At 31.5% G+C, this 18,434-nt stretch carries 21 protein-coding genes; 13 read left to right on the forward strand and 8 right to left on the reverse strand.

Annotated features, from left to right (window positions below):
* Positions 1-58 precede the first annotated feature (58 nt).
* Positions 59-436 (reverse strand): aggregation-promoting factor C-terminal-like domain-containing protein, encoded by a 378-nt coding sequence (locus tag J5E45_RS08370; protein WP_039067328.1) that lies wholly within the window; start codon positions 434-436, stop codon positions 59-61.
* 371 nt (positions 437-807) lie between these two features.
* On the opposite strand from J5E45_RS08370, the gene J5E45_RS08375 reads away from it, so the two are divergent.
* Positions 808-1,494 (forward strand): 2,3-diphosphoglycerate-dependent phosphoglycerate mutase, encoded by a 687-nt coding sequence (locus J5E45_RS08375; protein WP_039067326.1) that lies wholly within the window; start codon positions 808-810, stop codon positions 1,492-1,494.
* Between the two features lie 205 nt (positions 1,495-1,699).
* Here the strand turns inward: J5E45_RS08375 and J5E45_RS08380 are convergent, their stop codons facing one another.
* A complete protein-coding gene (locus J5E45_RS08380; RefSeq protein WP_017722768.1) occupies positions 1,700-1,804 on the reverse strand; it encodes a putative metal homeostasis protein in 105 nt (34 codons plus the stop codon).
* A 220-nt stretch (positions 1,805-2,024) separates the two neighbouring features.
* On the opposite strand from J5E45_RS08380, the gene J5E45_RS08385 reads away from it, so the two are divergent.
* Positions 2,025-3,470 (forward strand): MDR family MFS transporter, encoded by a 1,446-nt coding sequence (locus tag J5E45_RS08385; RefSeq protein ID WP_039067324.1) that lies wholly within the window; start codon positions 2,025-2,027, stop codon positions 3,468-3,470.
* A gap of 30 nt (positions 3,471-3,500) precedes the next feature.
* Positions 3,501-3,836 carry an ASCH domain-containing protein gene (locus tag J5E45_RS08390; protein WP_080750265.1) on the forward strand — a complete coding sequence of 112 codons (336 nt, stop codon included), beginning with the start codon at positions 3,501-3,503 and terminating at the stop codon, positions 3,834-3,836.
* A 160-nt stretch (positions 3,837-3,996) separates the two neighbouring features.
* Here the strand turns inward: J5E45_RS08390 and J5E45_RS08395 are convergent, their stop codons facing one another.
* Positions 3,997-5,229 carry an aminoacyltransferase gene (locus J5E45_RS08395; RefSeq protein WP_119585392.1) on the reverse strand — a complete coding sequence of 411 codons (1,233 nt, stop codon included), beginning with the start codon at positions 5,227-5,229 and terminating at the stop codon, positions 3,997-3,999.
* Positions 5,230-5,479: 250 nt separating this feature from the next.
* Between J5E45_RS08395 and J5E45_RS08400 the strand changes: the two genes are divergently transcribed.
* The 4 genes from J5E45_RS08400 to J5E45_RS08415 all read left to right on the forward strand — a co-directional run bounded on the left by J5E45_RS08400 (position 5,480) and on the right by J5E45_RS08415 (position 9,027).
* Positions 5,480-5,848, forward strand: a complete 369-nt coding sequence (locus J5E45_RS08400; RefSeq protein WP_069792322.1) for a cystatin-like fold lipoprotein — start codon at positions 5,480-5,482, stop codon at positions 5,846-5,848.
* Positions 5,849-5,889: 41 nt separating this feature from the next.
* Complete coding sequence (locus tag J5E45_RS08405) at positions 5,890-6,492, forward strand: DsbA family protein (RefSeq protein WP_208182006.1); 603 nt, start codon at positions 5,890-5,892, stop codon at positions 6,490-6,492.
* Positions 6,493-6,796: 304 nt separating this feature from the next.
* Positions 6,797-8,341, forward strand: a complete 1,545-nt coding sequence (gene adcA, locus J5E45_RS08410; RefSeq protein WP_208182007.1) for a zinc ABC transporter substrate-binding lipoprotein AdcA — start codon at positions 6,797-6,799, stop codon at positions 8,339-8,341.
* Positions 8,342-8,511: 170 nt separating this feature from the next.
* Positions 8,512-9,027, forward strand: coding sequence for a YceI family protein (locus J5E45_RS08415; RefSeq protein ID WP_039067315.1), 516 nt, complete (start codon positions 8,512-8,514; stop codon positions 9,025-9,027).
* Between the two features lie 168 nt (positions 9,028-9,195).
* On the opposite strand, the gene J5E45_RS08420 is transcribed toward J5E45_RS08415, so the two are convergent.
* Positions 9,196-9,975, reverse strand: a complete 780-nt coding sequence (locus J5E45_RS08420) for a hypothetical protein (RefSeq protein ID WP_039067313.1) — start codon at positions 9,973-9,975, stop codon at positions 9,196-9,198.
* Positions 9,965-10,303 carry a PadR family transcriptional regulator gene (locus tag J5E45_RS08425; RefSeq protein WP_039067312.1) on the reverse strand — a complete coding sequence of 113 codons (339 nt, stop codon included), beginning with the start codon at positions 10,301-10,303 and terminating at the stop codon, positions 9,965-9,967. Before J5E45_RS08425 ends, J5E45_RS08420 begins: the two co-directional genes overlap by 11 nt.
* 143 nt (positions 10,304-10,446) lie before the next feature.
* Between J5E45_RS08425 and J5E45_RS08430 the strand changes: the two genes are divergently transcribed.
* The 3 genes from J5E45_RS08430 to J5E45_RS08440 all read left to right on the forward strand — a co-directional run bounded on the left by J5E45_RS08430 (position 10,447) and on the right by J5E45_RS08440 (position 11,777).
* A complete protein-coding gene (locus J5E45_RS08430) occupies positions 10,447-11,040 on the forward strand; it encodes a helix-hairpin-helix domain-containing protein (protein WP_039067311.1) in 594 nt (197 codons plus the stop codon).
* On the forward strand, positions 11,041-11,514 hold the full coding sequence (locus tag J5E45_RS08435) for an SRPBCC family protein (protein WP_039067309.1): 474 nt from the start codon (positions 11,041-11,043) through the stop codon (positions 11,512-11,514).
* 89 nt (positions 11,515-11,603) lie between these two features.
* Positions 11,604-11,777, forward strand: a complete 174-nt coding sequence (locus J5E45_RS08440) for a hypothetical protein (protein ID WP_039067308.1) — start codon at positions 11,604-11,606, stop codon at positions 11,775-11,777.
* Between the two features lie 67 nt (positions 11,778-11,844).
* Here the strand turns inward: J5E45_RS08440 and J5E45_RS08445 are convergent, their stop codons facing one another.
* Complete coding sequence (locus J5E45_RS08445) at positions 11,845-13,287, reverse strand: 6-phospho-beta-glucosidase (RefSeq protein ID WP_039067307.1); 1,443 nt, start codon at positions 13,285-13,287, stop codon at positions 11,845-11,847.
* A 23-nt stretch (positions 13,288-13,310) separates the two neighbouring features.
* The gene (locus J5E45_RS08450; RefSeq protein WP_069792327.1) at positions 13,311-15,197 is read right to left on the reverse strand and encodes a beta-glucoside-specific PTS transporter subunit IIABC; all 1,887 of its coding nucleotides are present in this window, start codon (positions 15,195-15,197) and stop codon (positions 13,311-13,313) included.
* Between the two features lie 177 nt (positions 15,198-15,374).
* Between J5E45_RS08450 and J5E45_RS08455 the strand changes: the two genes are divergently transcribed.
* Positions 15,375-16,076, forward strand: coding sequence for a GntR family transcriptional regulator (locus J5E45_RS08455; protein WP_069792328.1), 702 nt, complete (start codon positions 15,375-15,377; stop codon positions 16,074-16,076).
* Positions 16,077-16,141: 65 nt separating this feature from the next.
* Here J5E45_RS08455 and J5E45_RS08460 read toward each other — a convergent pair whose 3' ends face one another.
* Positions 16,142-16,543, reverse strand: a complete 402-nt coding sequence (locus J5E45_RS08460; RefSeq protein ID WP_069792329.1) for an Rrf2 family transcriptional regulator — start codon at positions 16,541-16,543, stop codon at positions 16,142-16,144.
* A gap of 195 nt (positions 16,544-16,738) precedes the next feature.
* Between J5E45_RS08460 and J5E45_RS08465 the strand changes: the two genes are divergently transcribed.
* Entirely contained in the window at positions 16,739-17,557 is an 819-nt protein-coding gene (locus J5E45_RS08465; protein ID WP_208182009.1) for a formate/nitrite transporter family protein, read from the forward strand.
* A 302-nt stretch (positions 17,558-17,859) separates the two neighbouring features.
* On the forward strand, positions 17,860-18,399 hold the full coding sequence (locus J5E45_RS08470; RefSeq protein ID WP_069792330.1) for a GNAT family N-acetyltransferase: 540 nt from the start codon (positions 17,860-17,862) through the stop codon (positions 18,397-18,399).
* The last annotated feature ends 35 nt before the right edge of the window (positions 18,400-18,434 follow it).

Below are 18,434 nucleotides of genomic sequence, written 5' to 3' on the forward strand. Positions count from 1 at the left end.
GTCCTATGACCCATTCGCTTACTTATATATATTTAAACCTAGAAATCAGGTGTAATACTTACCACCAGCCATTAGCTACACGGAAGTCAATCGCTGCGTCAACCGAACCATAACGTTCTTCGGCGTAGTTAATCATACCTTTTGTTTGTTCTTCAACTGATCCAGTTCCCCAAGATTCTTTAGTTTGCCCTAAACCTCTATAGCCTAATTCATTTACAGCATCTGGATTGCCACTTGATTCTGGCATTACAATATTGTCCCATAAAGCTTTAGTACCGCCTGCTTCAATAAATTGATCATATACATCATTTGTTGATTGTGTTGTTTGTTGTACAGGTGTTTCAGCTGCGTCAGCTGTTGATACATTTGAACTCACGCCAAATCCAGTTGCTGCAATTGTAATCGACGCGAAAGATGCTAATAATAATTTTTTCATTGTTAAAAATCCTCCTAATTGATTTTACCTGTGTACGAAAACGAACTATACAGGTTTATATATTTCTTATAATTATCTGTTTTATTTACTTGCTTATACTTACTTTCTTAATTCAACGTTTACAACTATAACATCATAAAAGTGCATGTAGGTTACAGTGAAATAAAAATAAAGTATCTTTTGTGAATATAAGAAGACATTTATTTCAAAAATGTGTGTAAATTGTTATAATTTTAATATATAGAGAAGCAAGATAAATTCGTAAATGCTTTTATGATTGCATTTATGATATATTTCATAAATTATTTTCGCTGTAACATTTCTGTAAAAATCAGAAAAATTATATTTTAATTAATGAAAGAAGGAATAATATGCCAAAATTAATTTTATGTAGACATGGACAAAGCGTCTGGAATGCTGAAAATTTATTTACAGGGTGGGCAGATGTAGATTTATCTGAGCAAGGTAAAAACGAAGCCATTACTTCTGGTAAGAAATTAAAGGATCAAGGTATCGAAATTGATATTGTATATACTTCTTTACTAGAAAGAGCGATTAAGACTACGTTTCATCTTTTAAATGAATCTGATCAATTGTTCATTCCAGTTATAAAATCTTGGAGACTAAATGAAAGACATTATGGTGATTTGCAGGGTTTGAATAAAGATGATGCACGTGAAAAATTTGGCGAAGAACAAGTACATATTTGGAGACGCTCTTATGATGTTGCGCCACCTAAGCAAGGTGAAGAACAAAGAAATGATTATTTAAATGATAGAAAATATGAACATTTAGATAGAAGAGTTATGCCTGAATCAGAAAGTTTGAAAGATACATTAATAAGAGTAATACCTTATTGGAATGACCAAATCTCACAACAACTTTTAGATGGTAAAACAGTGCTAGTTTCAGCACATGGAAATTCGTTGCGTGCACTAATTAAATACTTAGAAAATGTTTCTGACGAAGATATTATTGGCTATGAAATAAAAACAGGCGCTCCATTAATATATGAACTGACAGATGATTTACAAGTAATAGACAAGTATTATTTATAATTAAAGGAATAAATAAAATTTATGTAAAAGGTCCAAGGCATTTATTCATGCCTTGGACCTTTTGTATGTGTATTAACATTTGTATATTTGATTGTTTAGTTATTTAATAATTGAGATTGGGCTTATCAAATCTTTTTAATAACTATATTAATATTAGGGATATCACTACCAAATTAATGATTTGTAATAAATAGGAATTGATGAATTATTTATTACGCTTATGCTGTTGAATAATCTTGCGCGCACGTTTTCTAGTTTTAATGTTTGGGCTATTCAAGTTACGTCGAGCGGTTTGTAAATCTAATTTCATTTGACATGACCTCCTTCACAAAAGTCATTATGGAGGAAATATACAAAAATGTAAATAGGAATTATTACGATTTATTTCGAAAAGATCAGTTTTATTAATGAGATGTAAAAATTACAATATTTTTGAGTATTTTTAATGTTATATTTGAAAATTATATGTATAATGCACCAATGTGGCTAATTTCTCAGAGGCTAAACTTAAAGAAATGTAGGAGATAAAAATGACTCAAAAAACTAAAATAATAATGATATTGATGATGTTGTTTGGTGGTTTCTTTGGACTTTTAAATGAAACATTGTTGACCACAGCATTACCAAGTATAATGAAAGACTTTAATATAGATTATACGCAAGTACAATGGCTAACTACAGCATTCTTGTTAACAAACGGTGTCGTTATACCATTATCAGCGATGGTGATACAGCGCTATTCTACAAGACAAGTATTTCTAACAGCAATTTCAATATTCTTTATCGGTACGATTATTGCGGGCTTTAGCCCGAACTTTACGATTTTATTAAGTGCAAGAATTGTGCAAGCACTTGGTTCAGGTATTATGATGCCTTTAATGATGACAACTATACTAGATATATTCGAACCACATGAACGTGGTAAATATATGGGGACTTTTGGACTAGTAATTGGATTGGCTCCAGCAATTGGGCCTACTTTATCTGGTTATCTTGTTGAATATTTTGATTGGCGCTCATTGTTCCACGTAGTTGCTCCAATTGCAGCATTGACGTTTATAGGTGCATTTAAGTTTGTGAAAAACGTAGGGACAAATAGGAAAGCACCGATTGATATATTATCCATTTCCTTATCGGTATTAGGTTTTGGTGGACTCTTGTATGGTACAAGTTCAATTTCACGTGATGGTTGGAATGATCCCATTGTATTAACATCAGTTATAGGTGGTATAATTCTTGTTGCGATTTTTATTTTCCGTCAAACAAGATTAGAAACACCGTTACTTGATTTTTCAGTATTTAAAAATAGTCAATTCGCAGTAGGTATTGTTATTATGGCGTTCACAATGATATCAATGATAGGTTCAGAGACTGTACTACCAATGTTTGTTCAAAATATAATGAATGATTCAGCACTTCAATCAGGATTGATATTATTGCCTGGCGCAATCGTAATGGGGATTATGTCTGTAGCTTCAGGATTTTTATATGAAAAGTATGGTGCGAAAATATTAGCGTTTATCGGTATGCTTATCGTAGTAATTACAACATCATATTTTGTTATAATGGATGAAAATACTTCTGCAGCAGTGTTAGCAACCGTTTATGCGATTCGTATGATTGGTATTGCACTTGGGTTAATGCCATTAATGACGCATACAATGAATCAATTATCTCGCGATATGAACGCCCATGGTTCATCTATGACTAACACGGTGCAACAAATATCTGCTTCAATTGGGACAGCAGGTTTAATTACAATCATGAGTCAAGTAGCAAAAGATTTCACACCTAATATGAGCGATTACAAAGGCATGGGTAAAAAAGAAATGACTATGCAAATACAACACGAAGCGTTATTAAGTGGTTATCATGCAGCCTTTTGGTTTGCAGTAATTATTTCATTTATTAGTTTAATCAGTGTGTTTATGTTGAAAAGTAAACGTAAAATTGAACAAGAACAAGAAAATTTATAATAATGGAGCGTGAGCCTTATAGAACATTCGATGAGATTAAATGATGAACCATTTCAATTAGTAAGAGAAGGTATAAAGACCGTTGAAGTGAGGTTAAATGATACTAAAAGACAGGGAATACAAAGTGGGGATTTTATTACTTTTACAAATTTAAAATCGACGGAACAAATAACAGTTAAGGTTATTGGAACTGAAGTGTTCACCTCTTTTCAAGCACTGTTGAATCATTATTCTAATCAAGTGACTGGCTTTAGCAACAATATACAATTATCACAAAAATTAGCATCAATTTACCAGATATACTCACAAACCGACGAGTTGGCTTACGGGGCGCTAGCGATTGAACTCCAATTAATTAGTAAGTAGTTTCAATCATATAAAATAGACTAAATGATATAACTCAAAACACCCATTCATTACTTTAGCATGTAGCTAAAAGTTGGCTTTCAAGCCTAACCTTTAAGCAGTACATAGCTAATAGAATGAATGGGTGTTTTTATAGATTTGGTTATTTCATATGTGTTTGTTATAATTTACCAATTAATTTACCCAATTTGTATAATACAGGTCTGACAGGTTTTACAAAGTCACCGATATATTCTTCAACGTGCGCGTTAAATCCTTTTTTAAATTGCTGTACACCGTAATCAATTGCGGTATCACTAAAATCACCGGTGATACCATAAAAATTATAGCGCTCAATACCATGTGCTTTAGCGAACTTTATCATTTCCCATTGTAATTTATAAGCACCCATATAGGCATTGTATGTTGGATTTGAACCACTGGATAAATAATATACTTCGTAATCATTATAAATATATATGGCAGCAGCTAAGTCTAATATTGAACCATCTGATGCAATAGTAGTTTCTGTATCATTAATTTTACGCTGTAGGCTAGTGATTTGCTGCATGAGTTGTGTTCGTTTCGTTTTTTGTTTTTTAGAATTTGGACTCTCTTCTAATGCAACTTCTGCATCTTTCAATTGGCTGTGTAGTGAATCTAACTTTTTAATTAAATCATCCTTATATTCATTCAAATCAATATACGCTAATTGTATAGAGGCATACTCCTGATAGTCTTTTTGTAATTGTTCAAAATATTGCTGATTTCTAAAACTAAAGCCATGCTTTTCTTCAGCCATGTGAAATAGTTTGAAAAAACGACTTGTTTCATCGATAGGTAATTGACGTACTTTAACACCCATTTCTTCAGTTTTTTTGATGTTACGTCGTGTTTGATAATCCATTTCTTTTAAAAGCTGCTGTTCTGATTTATCTTTTAAATCAAGTACAGATAACCAACGAATCTGGCTTGTTTTGGAATAGCCTACAGGTAGCCCTTGGTGTTGATATCCTAATTGGTTTAAAGTACGTATTAGCATTCTATTATCATAAGACTGTAATATTTCACCATCAGCATTTCTTAAATTTTCTAAAATATATGGATCAAGTAAGACATAAAGACAATTATGTTGTTTTAAGTAATGAGTTAGTGATTTAAAAAAGAAATTAACTAATGAAATATCGGAATAATCGAGTATGGGACCACGTTGACTATAAAAGTATTTAAAAAATTTAAGAGCGCGTGCCTCTGTAAACATACCTGCAGCAATAACATTCCCATCGTCATTTTTAACGCCTAATAAATGAGCTTGTTGTTGAGCTTCATAATTTATACGTGTTTGGGTATAGTGTGAAAAGTGTTTGTGTGTGAATTTTTCAAACTCTTCAGGAGTAATCTTCACAAATAACATTGTTTTTGCCTCCTTAAACGACAATATCTTAATAATAAGTTGGGTGATACATATTCATTATATCAAAAGTATTGTTGAATAACATAAATTTTGCTACGCATATATTTGCGGTGAAGTCATGTGTTTAATTGCAAATTAATATAGTATATTTTATATAATCGGTGTATGATATGATTTACGGTGATAATGTATATTAAACTATCTACTTGGAATGGATAAATGGATAGGTTTTAGGAGTGAGTTTCATACTATGAAAAAGTTATTGATTTTACTTGCTATATTTGGACTAGTACTTGCTGGATGTAGCAGTGGAAAATATGCTGATAAAATAGATAAAGCAGTAAATAAGCAACAGCAATATCAAAAAAACCTTGCTAAACAACATAAAGGTGACGTCGAGCGTAAATTCGATAAAAAAGACGCCAATATTTACGTTAATGAAAAAGGGAAATACGTTACAATCGCTTATAAACCATTAAAAAATGATGCGGAAATTCATTATTTTACTTATAAGTTTGAAGATGGAAAAGCAAAATATGTAAAGAACTTTAATACTAAAGGTTATTTGCACAAAAATGAACCAGACTATAAAGAAGAGAATATGGATCTTGAAGAATAACCAATAATACAAGAACGAGTTAGAGGTGTACTAATAGGAATATGAGAAAGTTATGGTTAAGTATAGGATTAGTAGCTATTATGATATTAGTCACAGCATGTTCAAGTGATCAACATGTACATAAAGATGATAAAACAGATGAAAATGGCAAAATTAAAATAATCGAATATGGTGATTTTAAATGTCCATATTGTAAAAAAGTAGAAACTAATGTAATGCCTAAATTAAAAAAGGATTACATCGATAAAGACAAGGTAGACTACCAATTTGTAAATATGGCATTTTTAGGTGATGACTCTATTATAGGTTCAAGAGCTGGTCACGCGATTAAGCACGTTGCACCTGATCAATATTTAACATTTCAAAAGTTAATGTTTGAGCAGCAGCCAGATTCTGAAAAGGAATGGATTAATAAATCATTAGTAGATAATCAAATAGATAAATTACCGATAAACCAAGATATGAAAAATAAAATTAAAAATGAATACACAACGCCAGACAGTAAAGCTTGGAAAGCTGCAAAGAAAGATCAACAACAAGCTAAAGAACATCATGTTGAGACAGCACCAACTGTATATGTCGCCGGTGAAAAATTAGAAGATCCTTATAAATATAAAAATTATAAAAAATTATTAGATAAATAATCTTGGCTTATATATGCATGATACAGTGAATCATAGTTATTTATAATAAGAACTTCATCAGTAGTGTTTTACTGTAGTTGGAGTACATTACTAAATATAAATATTCTATGAATTACTAATATAGACTTATTTAGTAGGAGTGGCATAACCAAACTTATTAGAAAACATAAGTTATTGTTATGCCGCTTTTTTTAATATTTTTTAAATCGTAAAAGTTACGATTAATTCCCTGTTTGCTATTGCACTTTAGCAAAAAGAAGCTTATAATTATAAATCGTAATAATTACTATTTGGGGGTTTAGAAATGAAAAAATATACATATATCATGTTTAGCATGATAGCTTTAGTAATGGTGTTAGCAGGATGTGGTAACGCAGAGTCTAATAAAGGAAGCGAAAAAATAAAAGTTAATACGACTGTTTTTCCTTTAAAATCTTTTGCAGAAGAAATTGGTGGGAAACATGTAGAAGTTAATTCTATCTATCCAGCAGGTACAGATTTACATAGTTATGAACCAACGCAAAAAGATATTATAAACGCTTCAAAAGCAGATTTATTCGTATATACTGGTGATAATTTAGATCCAGTTGCCAAAAAAGTTGCAGCTACAATTAAAAAAGATGACAAGAAATTATCTTTAGAAAATAAATTAGACAAATCACAATTGCTCACTGATCAACATAGTCACGGTGAATCTGAACATGAAGAGGAGCATGAACACGAACAGGGTGAACACCATCATCATGGTGGATATGATCCACATGTTTGGTTAGACCCTAAATATGATCAAGTTTTTGCAAAAGCAATTAAAGATGAATTGATTAAAAAAGATCCTGATAACAAGAAGTATTATGAAAAAAATTACAATAAATTAAATGATGAATTAAAAAACATAGATGAGAAGATGAAAGAAACTAGTAGTAAGAAGCAGGGCAACACTGTATTTATTTCACATGAATCTATTGGTTATCTAGCTGATAGATATGGCTTTGTTCAAAAAGGCGTTCAGAATATGAATGCAGAAGACCCATCACAAAAAGCACTTACTAAAATTGTCAAAGAAATCAAAGAATCAGATGCCAAATATATATTATACGAAGATAATGTATCTAATAAAGTGACAGATACTATAAGAAAAGAAACATCAGCGAAACCATTAAAATTCTATAATATGGAATCATTGAATAAAGAACAGCAAAAAGATGATAATTTAACTTATCAAAAACTAATGAAAGAAAATATTAAAAATATTGATAAAGCATTAAGTGACAATATCCATAGTGATGATGATAAGCATGAAGCGAAACATGATAAGGCTATTTCTGATGGTTATTTTAAAGATAAACAAGTTAAAGATAGAGCATTATCTGATTATAAAGGAGAGTGGCAATCAGTTTATCCTTATCTTAAAGATGGCACTCTAGACGAAGTGATGAAACATAAAGCTGAAGATGATGATTCTATGACTGCTAAAGAATATAAGGAATACTACGATAAAGGTTATAAAACAGATGTAGATAAGATAAAAATTACTGATGATACAATTACATTTAACAAAAATGGTAAAGATATAACTGGAAAGTATAGTTACGATGGTAAAGACATTTTGAAATATGAAAAAGGTAATAGAGGCGTTAGATACACATATAAATTAGAAGATAATAATAAAGATTTACCAAAATACGTTCAGTTCAGCGATCATAATATAGCACCTAAGAAGACAGAACATTTCCATATATTTACAGGCGATGATAAAGGTAAAGTGTTGAAAGAACTAGATAACTGGCCAACTTATTACCCTGAAAAATTAACGAAAACTGAAATCAAAGAAGAGATGTTGGCGCACTAAAAATCATTATCCCTACGTTTAAATTTTATATTTTGAATGCATGAATTTTAGTTTAAAGGGAATAAAATTTAAAGTAACAAAGAAAATAAGGTTTTATGGTTGATATATATTATATAGTTGGTATAATTAGTATATCATAAAAACTCAAATACTTTGGAGGTATATTTATAATGACAAAATTTAATTTTGACCCAGCACATTCAGTAGTTGAATTTTCGGTTAAACATTTAATGATATCTAATATTAAAGGTAGATTTACAGAATTTGATGCAAATTTAGATGGTGACTTAAATGATTTAAGTTCATTATCAGGTGATTTCACTATCAATGCTAATTCAATTGATACACGTGTAGAAGATCGTGACGGCCATTTACGTAGTGGAGATTTCTTAGATGTTGAAAACTATCCTGAAATTAAATTTGAATTAACAAAAGCGGATAGTTCATCTGTTACAGGTAATGTAACGATTAAAGGTGTAACAAATGAAGAAACTTTTGATTTATCATATGAAGGCCAAAGTAAAAATCCATTAAATGGTGCTACAACAGCTGGATTTATCGTTAATGGTAAAATTAATCGTGAAAAATACGGAATTACATTTAACCAAGCACTTGAAACAGGTGGCGTTATGATTGGTAAAGATGTATTATTCCAAGTAAGTTTAGAATTTGCTTTAGAAGACTAATACAGTTTTTAAATATAGTAGAGTGTGACTTAGATATAAAGCTCATTCTTCAAGTAAAGGACTAATCCATTTTAAAACGGATTAGTCCTTTTTATATACATATCATACGATTTTGACTGTGCATGCTCGGCTGGGGTACGGTTCAACTTTTTAGTATGTCACTCATACTTATGATTGGTTCGTGTCATTTGATTCTCTTTCGCGATAATATTTGATAATTGTATAAATGATAAAACTCCAAGTTATAATCAATAAGATAATTGAAGAAATAATTACATAGTTTTTGTTCGTAAAGTCACCGCCTGTAAAAAGCGTACCAATCAGATTGGGTATACATAACAATAGTATAAGACCAGCGTAAAATTTTTGTTTTAAAATAAAGCAAGTCAGCATTGTTAATAATAAAAGTATTAGCCCAAGGGTAAAATTAGTTGTCTGATTAGGTGACCAAATTATATAAAGTGGGTAGTTTCGTAATAAATATTCACTTAATATATATATACCAAAAATAGCTACAGATGAAATTCCAACAATAGTATAAGTTATTTTACTGTCTCCCCAGCGCATAATTAATTTTTTGACAAAGAATAAAATAAAGATAAATGATCCTAAAAAAATAAAAAGGAAATAACAAATTAAAGCAATCGTTAACTGAAATGAATTATCTAACATTCTAGGTATTGTCGTCATAATAAACATGAAGGATATGAAATATAAAATATATTTGAACAAACCTTGTGTCATATTTAAATGTGTTGAGAATTTGTCTGCGTAAGACTTGATAGGTGTGTTTAATAGAGAGTCGATATTTTCATTATTCTCTTCAGCAATTGTAATATGGTCTCGTAATTCCTCTTCAATTGTATTTACCTCATCTTCATTTTTTCCGCGAAATAATAATTCTATTCTTAATTTTAATAAGAAATCTTCTGCTCTTTTACTCAACATCATTAACACTCCTCATCAAATTGTTCATTCCATTATTTAAATAATTCCATTTATAAATAAAGTTAGCTAATTCAACTTTACCTTCTTCTGTAATGTTATAGTATTTACGTTTTGGGCCACCCGTATTTGATTTTTTTGAAATTGAAGTTACATACCCTTTTTTACTTAATCTTAATAGTACAGGATAGATACTCCCATCACTGATTTCAGGAAATTGTTGAGCTTTCAATTTATCTAAAATTTCATAGCCGTAAGTTTCTCCTTGAGAAATTAGACCTAAAATGGCGCCGTCTAACAATCCTTTCATCATTTGATTTGAAACTGACATGGCATCCCTCTTTTCACTATCTTATTATATAAGATAGTGAAGGAAATTTTGTTTGTCAACTATCTTTTAATATAAGATAGCGAGAATAAAATTTAATTGTTTTTAATTTGGGTATAGTAAGCGTAAAAGGGGAGGTCGATGGTATGCCCACAGGTTTACCAAATATAGGAAAACCAGCAACAAATGCTTTGCATAATATAGGCGTGAAGTCATTAGAAGCGGTATCTAAATATGAACGTACCGTATTACTAGGCATTCATGGAATTGGTCCTAAAGCAATTGAACTGCTTGAGGAAGCATTAAAAGCACATAATTTAAATTTTAAAAACGAAACGAATTTTGAAGTTCCATTTGAATTAACAGGTGATTTGTCCTGCGATAATGCGCCAAAGAGGAGGACAATGTTAACATTTTTAATTGCTTCAGCGACAGTTGATAAGAAGAAATTATCAAATATAGTTACCAATGATTTTGTTTGGGAAGTGCCGGGTAGTTTCAAATTAGAAGGTTTTGATGATTTTTATAAAGAACTTGAAGATCATAAAATTAATATTGCTTCTTTAGAGGTGAAGGATAATATTTCGCATGGAAAGGTAGGGGCAATACATGGAACACAAATAGCACAAGATGGTTCAATAGTTTATTTTACAGACATTTTTAAATTTGAAAGTCATCGTAAAGATGCTAAAGTTAAATCCATAACGTCATATATCATTATGAATGAAGGAGAATCTTAAATGAGTATTCAAATAGACGAAAATAAAATTATTTATACGCGAAACTTTAAAGCAACAGCCCAACAAATTTTTAACGCTTATACGGATCAATCATTGTTTGTAAAATGGTTTCACCCTCAAGGCGCTACCACAGAAGTATATAAATATGATGTACAAACAGGCGGTGATGCATTTTTTGCAATCCATGCGCCCCAAGGAACAAGTTATACAGTGACACATTATAATGAAGTCGTTGAACCTAAAAAAATCGACTATAATGATTACTTTGCTGATAAAGATGGAAATATAGATAAAAAGATGGCAGGTATGCACAATATTATTCATATCACTGAAAACGATAATGGTACTACAATGGTTCAATCTACTGCTGAATTACCCGATCCTAAAGCTGCACAACAGTTGTTAGACATGGGTGTTGAAGAAGGTATGAATAGCACTTTTGATAATTTGGCAATACTAGTGGAAAATAATTAGAAGTATAAAACGTCAAAGAAATGTTAGAAATGGCGCAGTTATAACACCACTTTTTTAGATATAATAGAAAGTGAAAAGAGGTGTGTCTAATGAAAAAACGATATATTAAAGTGCTTGGATTATATTCATTTAGCACTTTTGTGCCAGCTATCATAGCAACTGAAAAATTAGTCCCCAATCAAACTTTGAAATGGGTAGTACGTACATTGGCTGGGTACGGTATTTTTGCCTATGGATTACACGTGTTAAGCAAGTTTAAATAATAATAAGAAATGGTCCGAGACATATATTTATGTTCCGGACCATTTCTCACAATGATGATATTTAGCTTTAATCTAATGATTCGCCATTTGTTTCAATGACTTTACGATACCAATCAAAGGATGCTTTTTTCTTTCTTTCTAACGTACCATTACCTTCATTATCTCTGTCTACGTATATTAAACCATAGCGTTTCTTCATTTCACCTGTAGTAAATGAAATAATATCAATAATACCCCAAGGTGTATAGCCTATAAGGTCAACACCATCTTCTTCAACAGCAGCAATAGCAGCATCTATATGTGCTTTCAAATACTCAATACGATACGTATCAATAATTTGACCATTATGATCTATCTCGTCTACTGCCCCAAAACCGTTTTCTACTATAAATAATGGAAGTTGATAGCGGTCATATAATATATTCAACGTATAGCGTAAACCTGTAGGGTCAATTGCCCAACCCCAATCACTTTGTTGAATATAAGGGTTATCTACTGAATTTGCTAAACCGCCATTGGTAACATTTTCACCTGTGTATGATTCAGCATCGTGTTTAACTACTGTACTCATGTAATAACTGAAGCCAATGTAATCCACTGTACCTTCACTTAAAATTTGTTCATCACCGTCTTGCCAACCTATATCGTAACCTTTACGTGTCAGCATTTTGTTCGCGTAACTTGGATAATAACCACGCACTTGCACATCAGGGAAGAAAAAGCGTAGGCGGTTTGCTTTTACCGCTTCCATCATATCTTCAGGATTTGAAGAATAAGGGTAAATTGCAACATGAGAAATCATTAAACCAATTTCAAAATTTGGATTGATTTCTTTACCAATTTTAACGGCTTTTGCACTAGCTATAAGTTCATTATGGGCCACTTGATATAAAACCTCTTCAGGATTTTCTTCTTCTTCTATAATTACTCCTGAATTGGTCCATAAGAAAATAGGATTGTCTGTATCCATTTGGTTATTAATCTCATTAAATGTCATCCAATATTTAACTTTATCTTTATAACGTGTAAATACTGTTTCGGCAAAGTGGGCAAAGAAGTCTGCTACTTTTCTATTTCTAAAACCACCATATTCACGTGCTAGATGTAACGGCATTTCAAAGTGAGATAATGTGATGATAGGTTCAATACCATATTTTAACAATTCATCAAATAAATCATCATAAAATTTTAAACCTGCTTCATTTGGTTCGCTTTCATCGCCGTTAGGGAAAATACGTGACCAAGCAATTGAAGTACGTAAGCACTTCAGCCCCATTTCATTAAATAGAGCAATATCTTCTTTGTAGCGATTATAAAAGTCGATACCAATATGATTCGGATAATATTTGTCAGGCTCAACATCTTGAGTGATTTCACGTGCTTTGCCATGGGCGCCGCCTGTCATAACATCTATGACACTTAGCCCTTTACCGTCTTGATTATAGCCACCTTCAAATTGATTGGCAGCGAGAGCGCCACCCCATAAAAAATCTTTTGGTAATTTCGTCATTTTAATTGCCTCCTAATAGATTATTATTTATTAATGATAGTGAGTAGTTCATTGTTTGTTACTATTTGTGATTCTGTTGTTGTTATAATTTCACTAAATTCAGCTGAATTAGTAATAATGACAGGAATAATGCTGTCATAATCTTTTGAATCAAGTAATACTTTATCGAATTTCAATATTGGTTGTCCTTGTTGTAATGAATCATTTTCATTAATTAAAACTTCGAAGCCTTCTCCATTTAATTGAACAGTATCTAAACCAACGTGAATCAATAGTTCTACCCCTGTTGAAGAAGTGATTCCTATAGCATGTTTACTGGCCGCAACCATGCTCACAACACCATCGAAAGGTGCATGAATTGTTTGATCTTCTGGTTTAATGGCTATACCTTTTCCCATCATACCTTCAGCAAATATAGGGTCATTAACTTCTGAAAGTGATACCACTTGTCCATCAATAGGAGCGTAGACAATCGTTTCTAGAGGGTGCTCTGTACTTTCTGCATTAAGCGGGGAAGATGCATTATTTTCTACTTCTTCTGTTGTATCATCTCCGTATCCTAAAAATTGAATTAAAATAATTGGTAAAAGTATAGCAATCGTCGATCCGATGATAATTCCCCAAATTGATGAAGGATTATCAGCACTATAACCATTAACGATTGTAATTGGTCCTGGTAAGCCAGCATATGCATAATATTTAGGGTTAAAGAAACTAGCGATAAAAGCACCAATTGCACCGCTTATACATGCGATAATAAATGGCTTTTTGAAGCGTAAATTTATACCATACATTGATGGTTCAGTAATACCGAAGATGCCGGTAATACCTGCCGATGAAGCTACACGCTTAATTTCTGTACGTTTTGCCTTGATTAATACTCCTATAACAGCACCAATTTGTGAAATTACGGCAATTGTCTGGAATGCTTGGAAAGCGTCACTTTGATGCTGTTCAAAGTTAGCTAATACCATAGGTGTAATCCCCCAGTGTACTCCGAAAATCACAAATACTTGCCATAAACCGCCAATAAGGGCTCCTGCTAACCATGGCGCAACGTCTACAAGATAATTAAAACCTCCGGCAATACCATGTGCAGCGATTGTAGTGATAGGCCCTATAACTAGTAATGTAACTGGTACCATGATGACAATACTTAAAAATGGTGTGAATAAGGGTTTAACAACATCATGAATCCATTTATTCAAATATTTTTCAACATAAGATAATATCCATACTAAGAAAAGTGGTGGTAACACAGAAGACGTGTAACTTGTTTCTGTTAATGGAATACCGAATAGTTTGATTGCTTCTCCATCCTGTATTCTTTCTATCATATTAGTTAAATCTGGGCTAACAAGTGCAGCAGTACAAGCGACAGCAATATAAACATTTACATTGAAATGTCTAGCAGCCGTCATGGCAATAAATATTGGTAAAAAAGTGAAAGGTGCCCAGGACATAAAGTTAAATACTTCATAAGTCCCTGTGTCTTTGAATGATGGAATAATAAGATTTATGACAATCAATAAACCTTGTAAAATACCTGCTGCAGCTAAAATATAAATGAACGGGGCAAATACTGCAGACATGGTTGCAATAACTCTGTTAAGTATTGAACCTTTATTCTCAGAACTATCATCGTCATCGGATTGATGTTCACTGGTTAGACCTTCGAAGGATTTAAACACTTCACCAACATTATTTCCAATAACAACTTGGAATTGACCGTTATTTTCTACAACTGTCACAACACCTTCGATTTCAGAGACTTTTTGTTTAGCATTAGGAATAGATCTTTTTAATACTAAACGTAATCTTGTAGCACAATGCGTACTATTGACAATATTTTCTTCGCCACCAACTGCATCTAGAATATTTTGTGCAAGGATCTCGTTTTTATCAGCCACACGCTTCAGCTCCTTAATATACTTAATATAAATTACAATAATGTAAGCGTTTCATTTAAACTCTATTATAATTATACCGGTACAATTTGTAAATACCCTTACAAAAATTTGGTTCGGTTTATTTATATCGTGTACATGTTATAATGAGTTGAATTTAAAATTTAAAGGAGTAAATATATGCTCAAGTATGAACAAATTGCGCAAAAGATTAACTTATTTATAGAAGAAGGGCATTTTCAAGCAGGAGATAAACTACCAAGTGTTGAAACTTTAAAAGAGCAGTACCAAGTGAGTAAAAGTACAGTAATTAAAGCTTTAGAAGTGCTTGAGAAACGAGGATTTATATATCAAGCTCGAGGTAGTGGTATTTATGTACGTAATAAGCAAAGAGAAGGTTACCTTAATTTATTCTCTACAGGTGGTTTTAGTGACGAGGTTGTAGGGCTTGAAGTGACAAATAAAGTGTTGAAAGTAGAGGAAGTAACACCACCCGAAAGTGTTCGACAAAAATTAAAATTAAAAGACGACGTGTCAGTTTATTTATTAGAACGTATTGTTTATGTAAATGGAGATATTCTATGTTATGAACAGTCATATTTTAATAAAGATATCGTACTATTTTTAAATGAATCGATCGCAGAACAATCTATTTTTAACTATTTAGAGAATCACCTAAAGGTTAAAATCGGTTTTTCGGATATTTATTTTACCGTAGATAAATTAAATGCCTCGGATGCTAACAAGTTGGAGTTAGTAGAAGGAGACCCTTGTTTAAATTACGAACAAGTATTTTATACAACAACAGGAGTTCCATTTGATTGTTCTCATTTACTCTACCATTATCAAAATGCCTATTTTTATATACCTTCACAAAAATAAAACGCTTGTGTTACGCGCTTCACTCCATATATTAAATGAGTTGTAAGCATGTTGCACAAGCTTTTTTATAGTTGGTTAATAACATCTTTAATTGTAAATGTATTAAGTTTATTAACTATTGATTGATCAACTTCAGTATAGATTTTATCTAGCGCGTGGCTTATATTTTTACCTACGTGACATTCAACATTACTGTCTCCATGGATTTTGGCGAAATGATCTGCATTAGAAAAAATAAGTTGGTATAAGTCACCTAATCTTATAGTATCTGTCGGACATGTTAAACGATATCCAGTAACACCTTGGCTACTTTGTAAATAATGCCCTTCTTTAAGATGACGGCATAATTTTCTAACAAGTGTAGCATTACTATTGATACTGTCTGCAATATATTGACTAGACATGGGTATGCTGTTTGTCCCTAATAAACTTAGTATATGTATTGACACCGAAAATTGTGTGTTCAAAGTAAAAACTCCTGACTATAAACTTGAGTTTGTTTTTTATACAAGTGAAGTTTACGATAATTTTTGAAAACTCGCAATAAATTAAAATTAAAAAAATTGCTTGATATACTATTAAATATCAAGTGAAAGCAATATAATATGGTTATTAGTATGAAAAAGTGTTAAAAATGAATTACGAGAGGTGCTTAAAATTCAATGATAGATAATAATAAGTCTATAAAAGATACATATATGTCGAATGAAACTATTGAAAACATAAACAATCAAGTACAAATGAAAGAAGTTATGTTTAATCAAACGCCAGGACGTTATGCACTTAAATCAGTGATGTCGGGATTTTTATTAGCTATCGTTACAGTATTTATGTTAGGTATCAAGACGCAATTTGCTGGGACAAATGAAGGTTTAATAAATTTAATGGCAGCTATTTCTTTTAGTTTAGCATTGGTCCTAATTGTGTTAACACATTCTGAATTATTAACGAGTAATTTTATGTATTTAACTGTCGGTTGGTATTATAAAATTATTGGTATGAATAAAGCATTTGGAATTATGCTTGTTTGTTTCTTATTTAACATTATAGGTGGCCTTATATTATTTGGATTAATGAAATTTACTCCCATCATGACAACAGAAATGGTTAACAGTTTAATTAAAATGGTAGATGGTAAAACAGTTGGTGCAACGTGGTACGCAATTTTAGTGAAAGCCATTTTCTGTAACTTCTTTATTAATATTGGCATTTACGTGTCAATCCAATTTAAGGATGGCTTATCTAGAGCATTCTTTATTGCTTGTGGTGTAGTTGTTTTTGTATTTATGGGCTATGAACATGTCGTATTTAATGCTGGATTGTATTCAGGTATGATCTTTTATGATTTTGACGCGGTGGCGTGGTTACACGTATTGAAAAATATTATATTCGCCTTTATTGGTAACTATATTGGTGGAGGTATTTTTGTTGGGCTTGTATATGCTTATTTAAATGGTAGAAGAGATAGCTTGAGCAATTAATTTATCTTTAACAAAAATATCAGTTGTGACTTTAATATGATATGACAAAGTTTATGTTGAGTCTAAGCAAACGAATTAAGTTATTTAAATATTGAGCATCTCTCGAGCAGTGAGAAAACAAAAGTTTATTCATTAAGAATAGATGATTGTCTCACTGCTTTTTATTTAATTTAAGTTTATAAAACGTATCGATTGACTCAATTATTAAGAAGCCATATTGTATTTATATGATTGCAAAATTGTTTGTTATTATAGGAATATTTTAGTGGATAAATGAGCGAACAATAGATAGGAGTGACAACATGTCTGATTATAATATAAGAGTTGCGGTAGAATCTGATGCAGAATCAATACAAAAATTAATGTATGAAGCATTTACACCATTAAGAGAGTTAGGAATTGATTGGCCATCTGTTAATGCAAGCGTAGATTTGGTCAAAAAAAATATCATTACAAGTACGACATTTGTATTGGAAAATGAGTCGGAAATAATTTCAACAATTACGGTTCGTTATCCTTGGGAAGGTAAACGTCGTATCTCTCATTATCCATTCGTTTGGTGGTTTGCTACAAAACCGTCTTATGATGGTAAAGGTTATGGTAGTAAACTTTTAAATTATGTCGAAGAAACATTCTTACGAGATACACTTAAAGCACCTGCAGTAACTTTAGGTACTTCTGCACGTAAACATCCATGGTTATTAGATATTTATAAAAAACGCGGTTATGAAGTCTATGCTGAACATGAAAGTGATGATGGAGATTTAGGCGTAATCATGCGTAAAGTGCTAATACCTGAAAGATTTGATGAAGAAGTCTTAGGTATGCCACCTTTTCATTAATTAATAAAAGATATATTAGGGAATCCTTTTATCTT

This window comes from Staphylococcus shinii (assembly GCF_017583065.1).
Classification (GTDB): domain Bacteria; phylum Bacillota; class Bacilli; order Staphylococcales; family Staphylococcaceae; genus Staphylococcus; species Staphylococcus shinii.

Coding starts and splice junctions, on each gene's coding strand:
- J5E45_RS08370 (WP_039067328.1), bottom strand. CDS start 436: ATGAAAAAATTATTATTAGCATCTTTCGCGTCGATTACAATTGCAGCA.
- J5E45_RS08375 (WP_039067326.1), top strand. CDS start 808: ATGCCAAAATTAATTTTATGTAGACATGGACAAAGCGTCTGGAATGCT.
- J5E45_RS08380 (WP_017722768.1), bottom strand. CDS start 1,804: ATGAAATTAGATTTACAAACCGCTCGACGTAACTTGAATAGCCCAAAC.
- J5E45_RS08385 (WP_039067324.1), top strand. CDS start 2,025: ATGACTCAAAAAACTAAAATAATAATGATATTGATGATGTTGTTTGGT.
- J5E45_RS08390 (WP_080750265.1), top strand. CDS start 3,501: ATGAGATTAAATGATGAACCATTTCAATTAGTAAGAGAAGGTATAAAG.
- J5E45_RS08395 (WP_119585392.1), bottom strand. CDS start 5,229: ATGTTATTTGTGAAGATTACTCCTGAAGAGTTTGAAAAATTCACACAC.
- J5E45_RS08400 (WP_069792322.1), top strand. CDS start 5,480: ATGAAAAAGTTATTGATTTTACTTGCTATATTTGGACTAGTACTTGCT.
- J5E45_RS08405 (WP_208182006.1), top strand. CDS start 5,890: ATGAGAAAGTTATGGTTAAGTATAGGATTAGTAGCTATTATGATATTA.
- adcA (WP_208182007.1), top strand. CDS start 6,797: ATGAAAAAATATACATATATCATGTTTAGCATGATAGCTTTAGTAATG.
- J5E45_RS08415 (WP_039067315.1), top strand. CDS start 8,512: ATGACAAAATTTAATTTTGACCCAGCACATTCAGTAGTTGAATTTTCG.
- J5E45_RS08420 (WP_039067313.1), bottom strand. CDS start 9,975: ATGTTGAGTAAAAGAGCAGAAGATTTCTTATTAAAATTAAGAATAGAA.
- J5E45_RS08425 (WP_039067312.1), bottom strand. CDS start 10,303: ATGTCAGTTTCAAATCAAATGATGAAAGGATTGTTAGACGGCGCCATT.
- J5E45_RS08430 (WP_039067311.1), top strand. CDS start 10,447: ATGCCCACAGGTTTACCAAATATAGGAAAACCAGCAACAAATGCTTTG.
- J5E45_RS08435 (WP_039067309.1), top strand. CDS start 11,041: ATGAGTATTCAAATAGACGAAAATAAAATTATTTATACGCGAAACTTT.
- J5E45_RS08440 (WP_039067308.1), top strand. CDS start 11,604: ATGAAAAAACGATATATTAAAGTGCTTGGATTATATTCATTTAGCACT.
- J5E45_RS08445 (WP_039067307.1), bottom strand. CDS start 13,287: ATGACGAAATTACCAAAAGATTTTTTATGGGGTGGCGCTCTCGCTGCC.
- J5E45_RS08455 (WP_069792328.1), top strand. CDS start 15,375: ATGCTCAAGTATGAACAAATTGCGCAAAAGATTAACTTATTTATAGAA.
- J5E45_RS08465 (WP_208182009.1), top strand. CDS start 16,739: ATGATAGATAATAATAAGTCTATAAAAGATACATATATGTCGAATGAA.
- J5E45_RS08470 (WP_069792330.1), top strand. CDS start 17,860: ATGTCTGATTATAATATAAGAGTTGCGGTAGAATCTGATGCAGAATCA.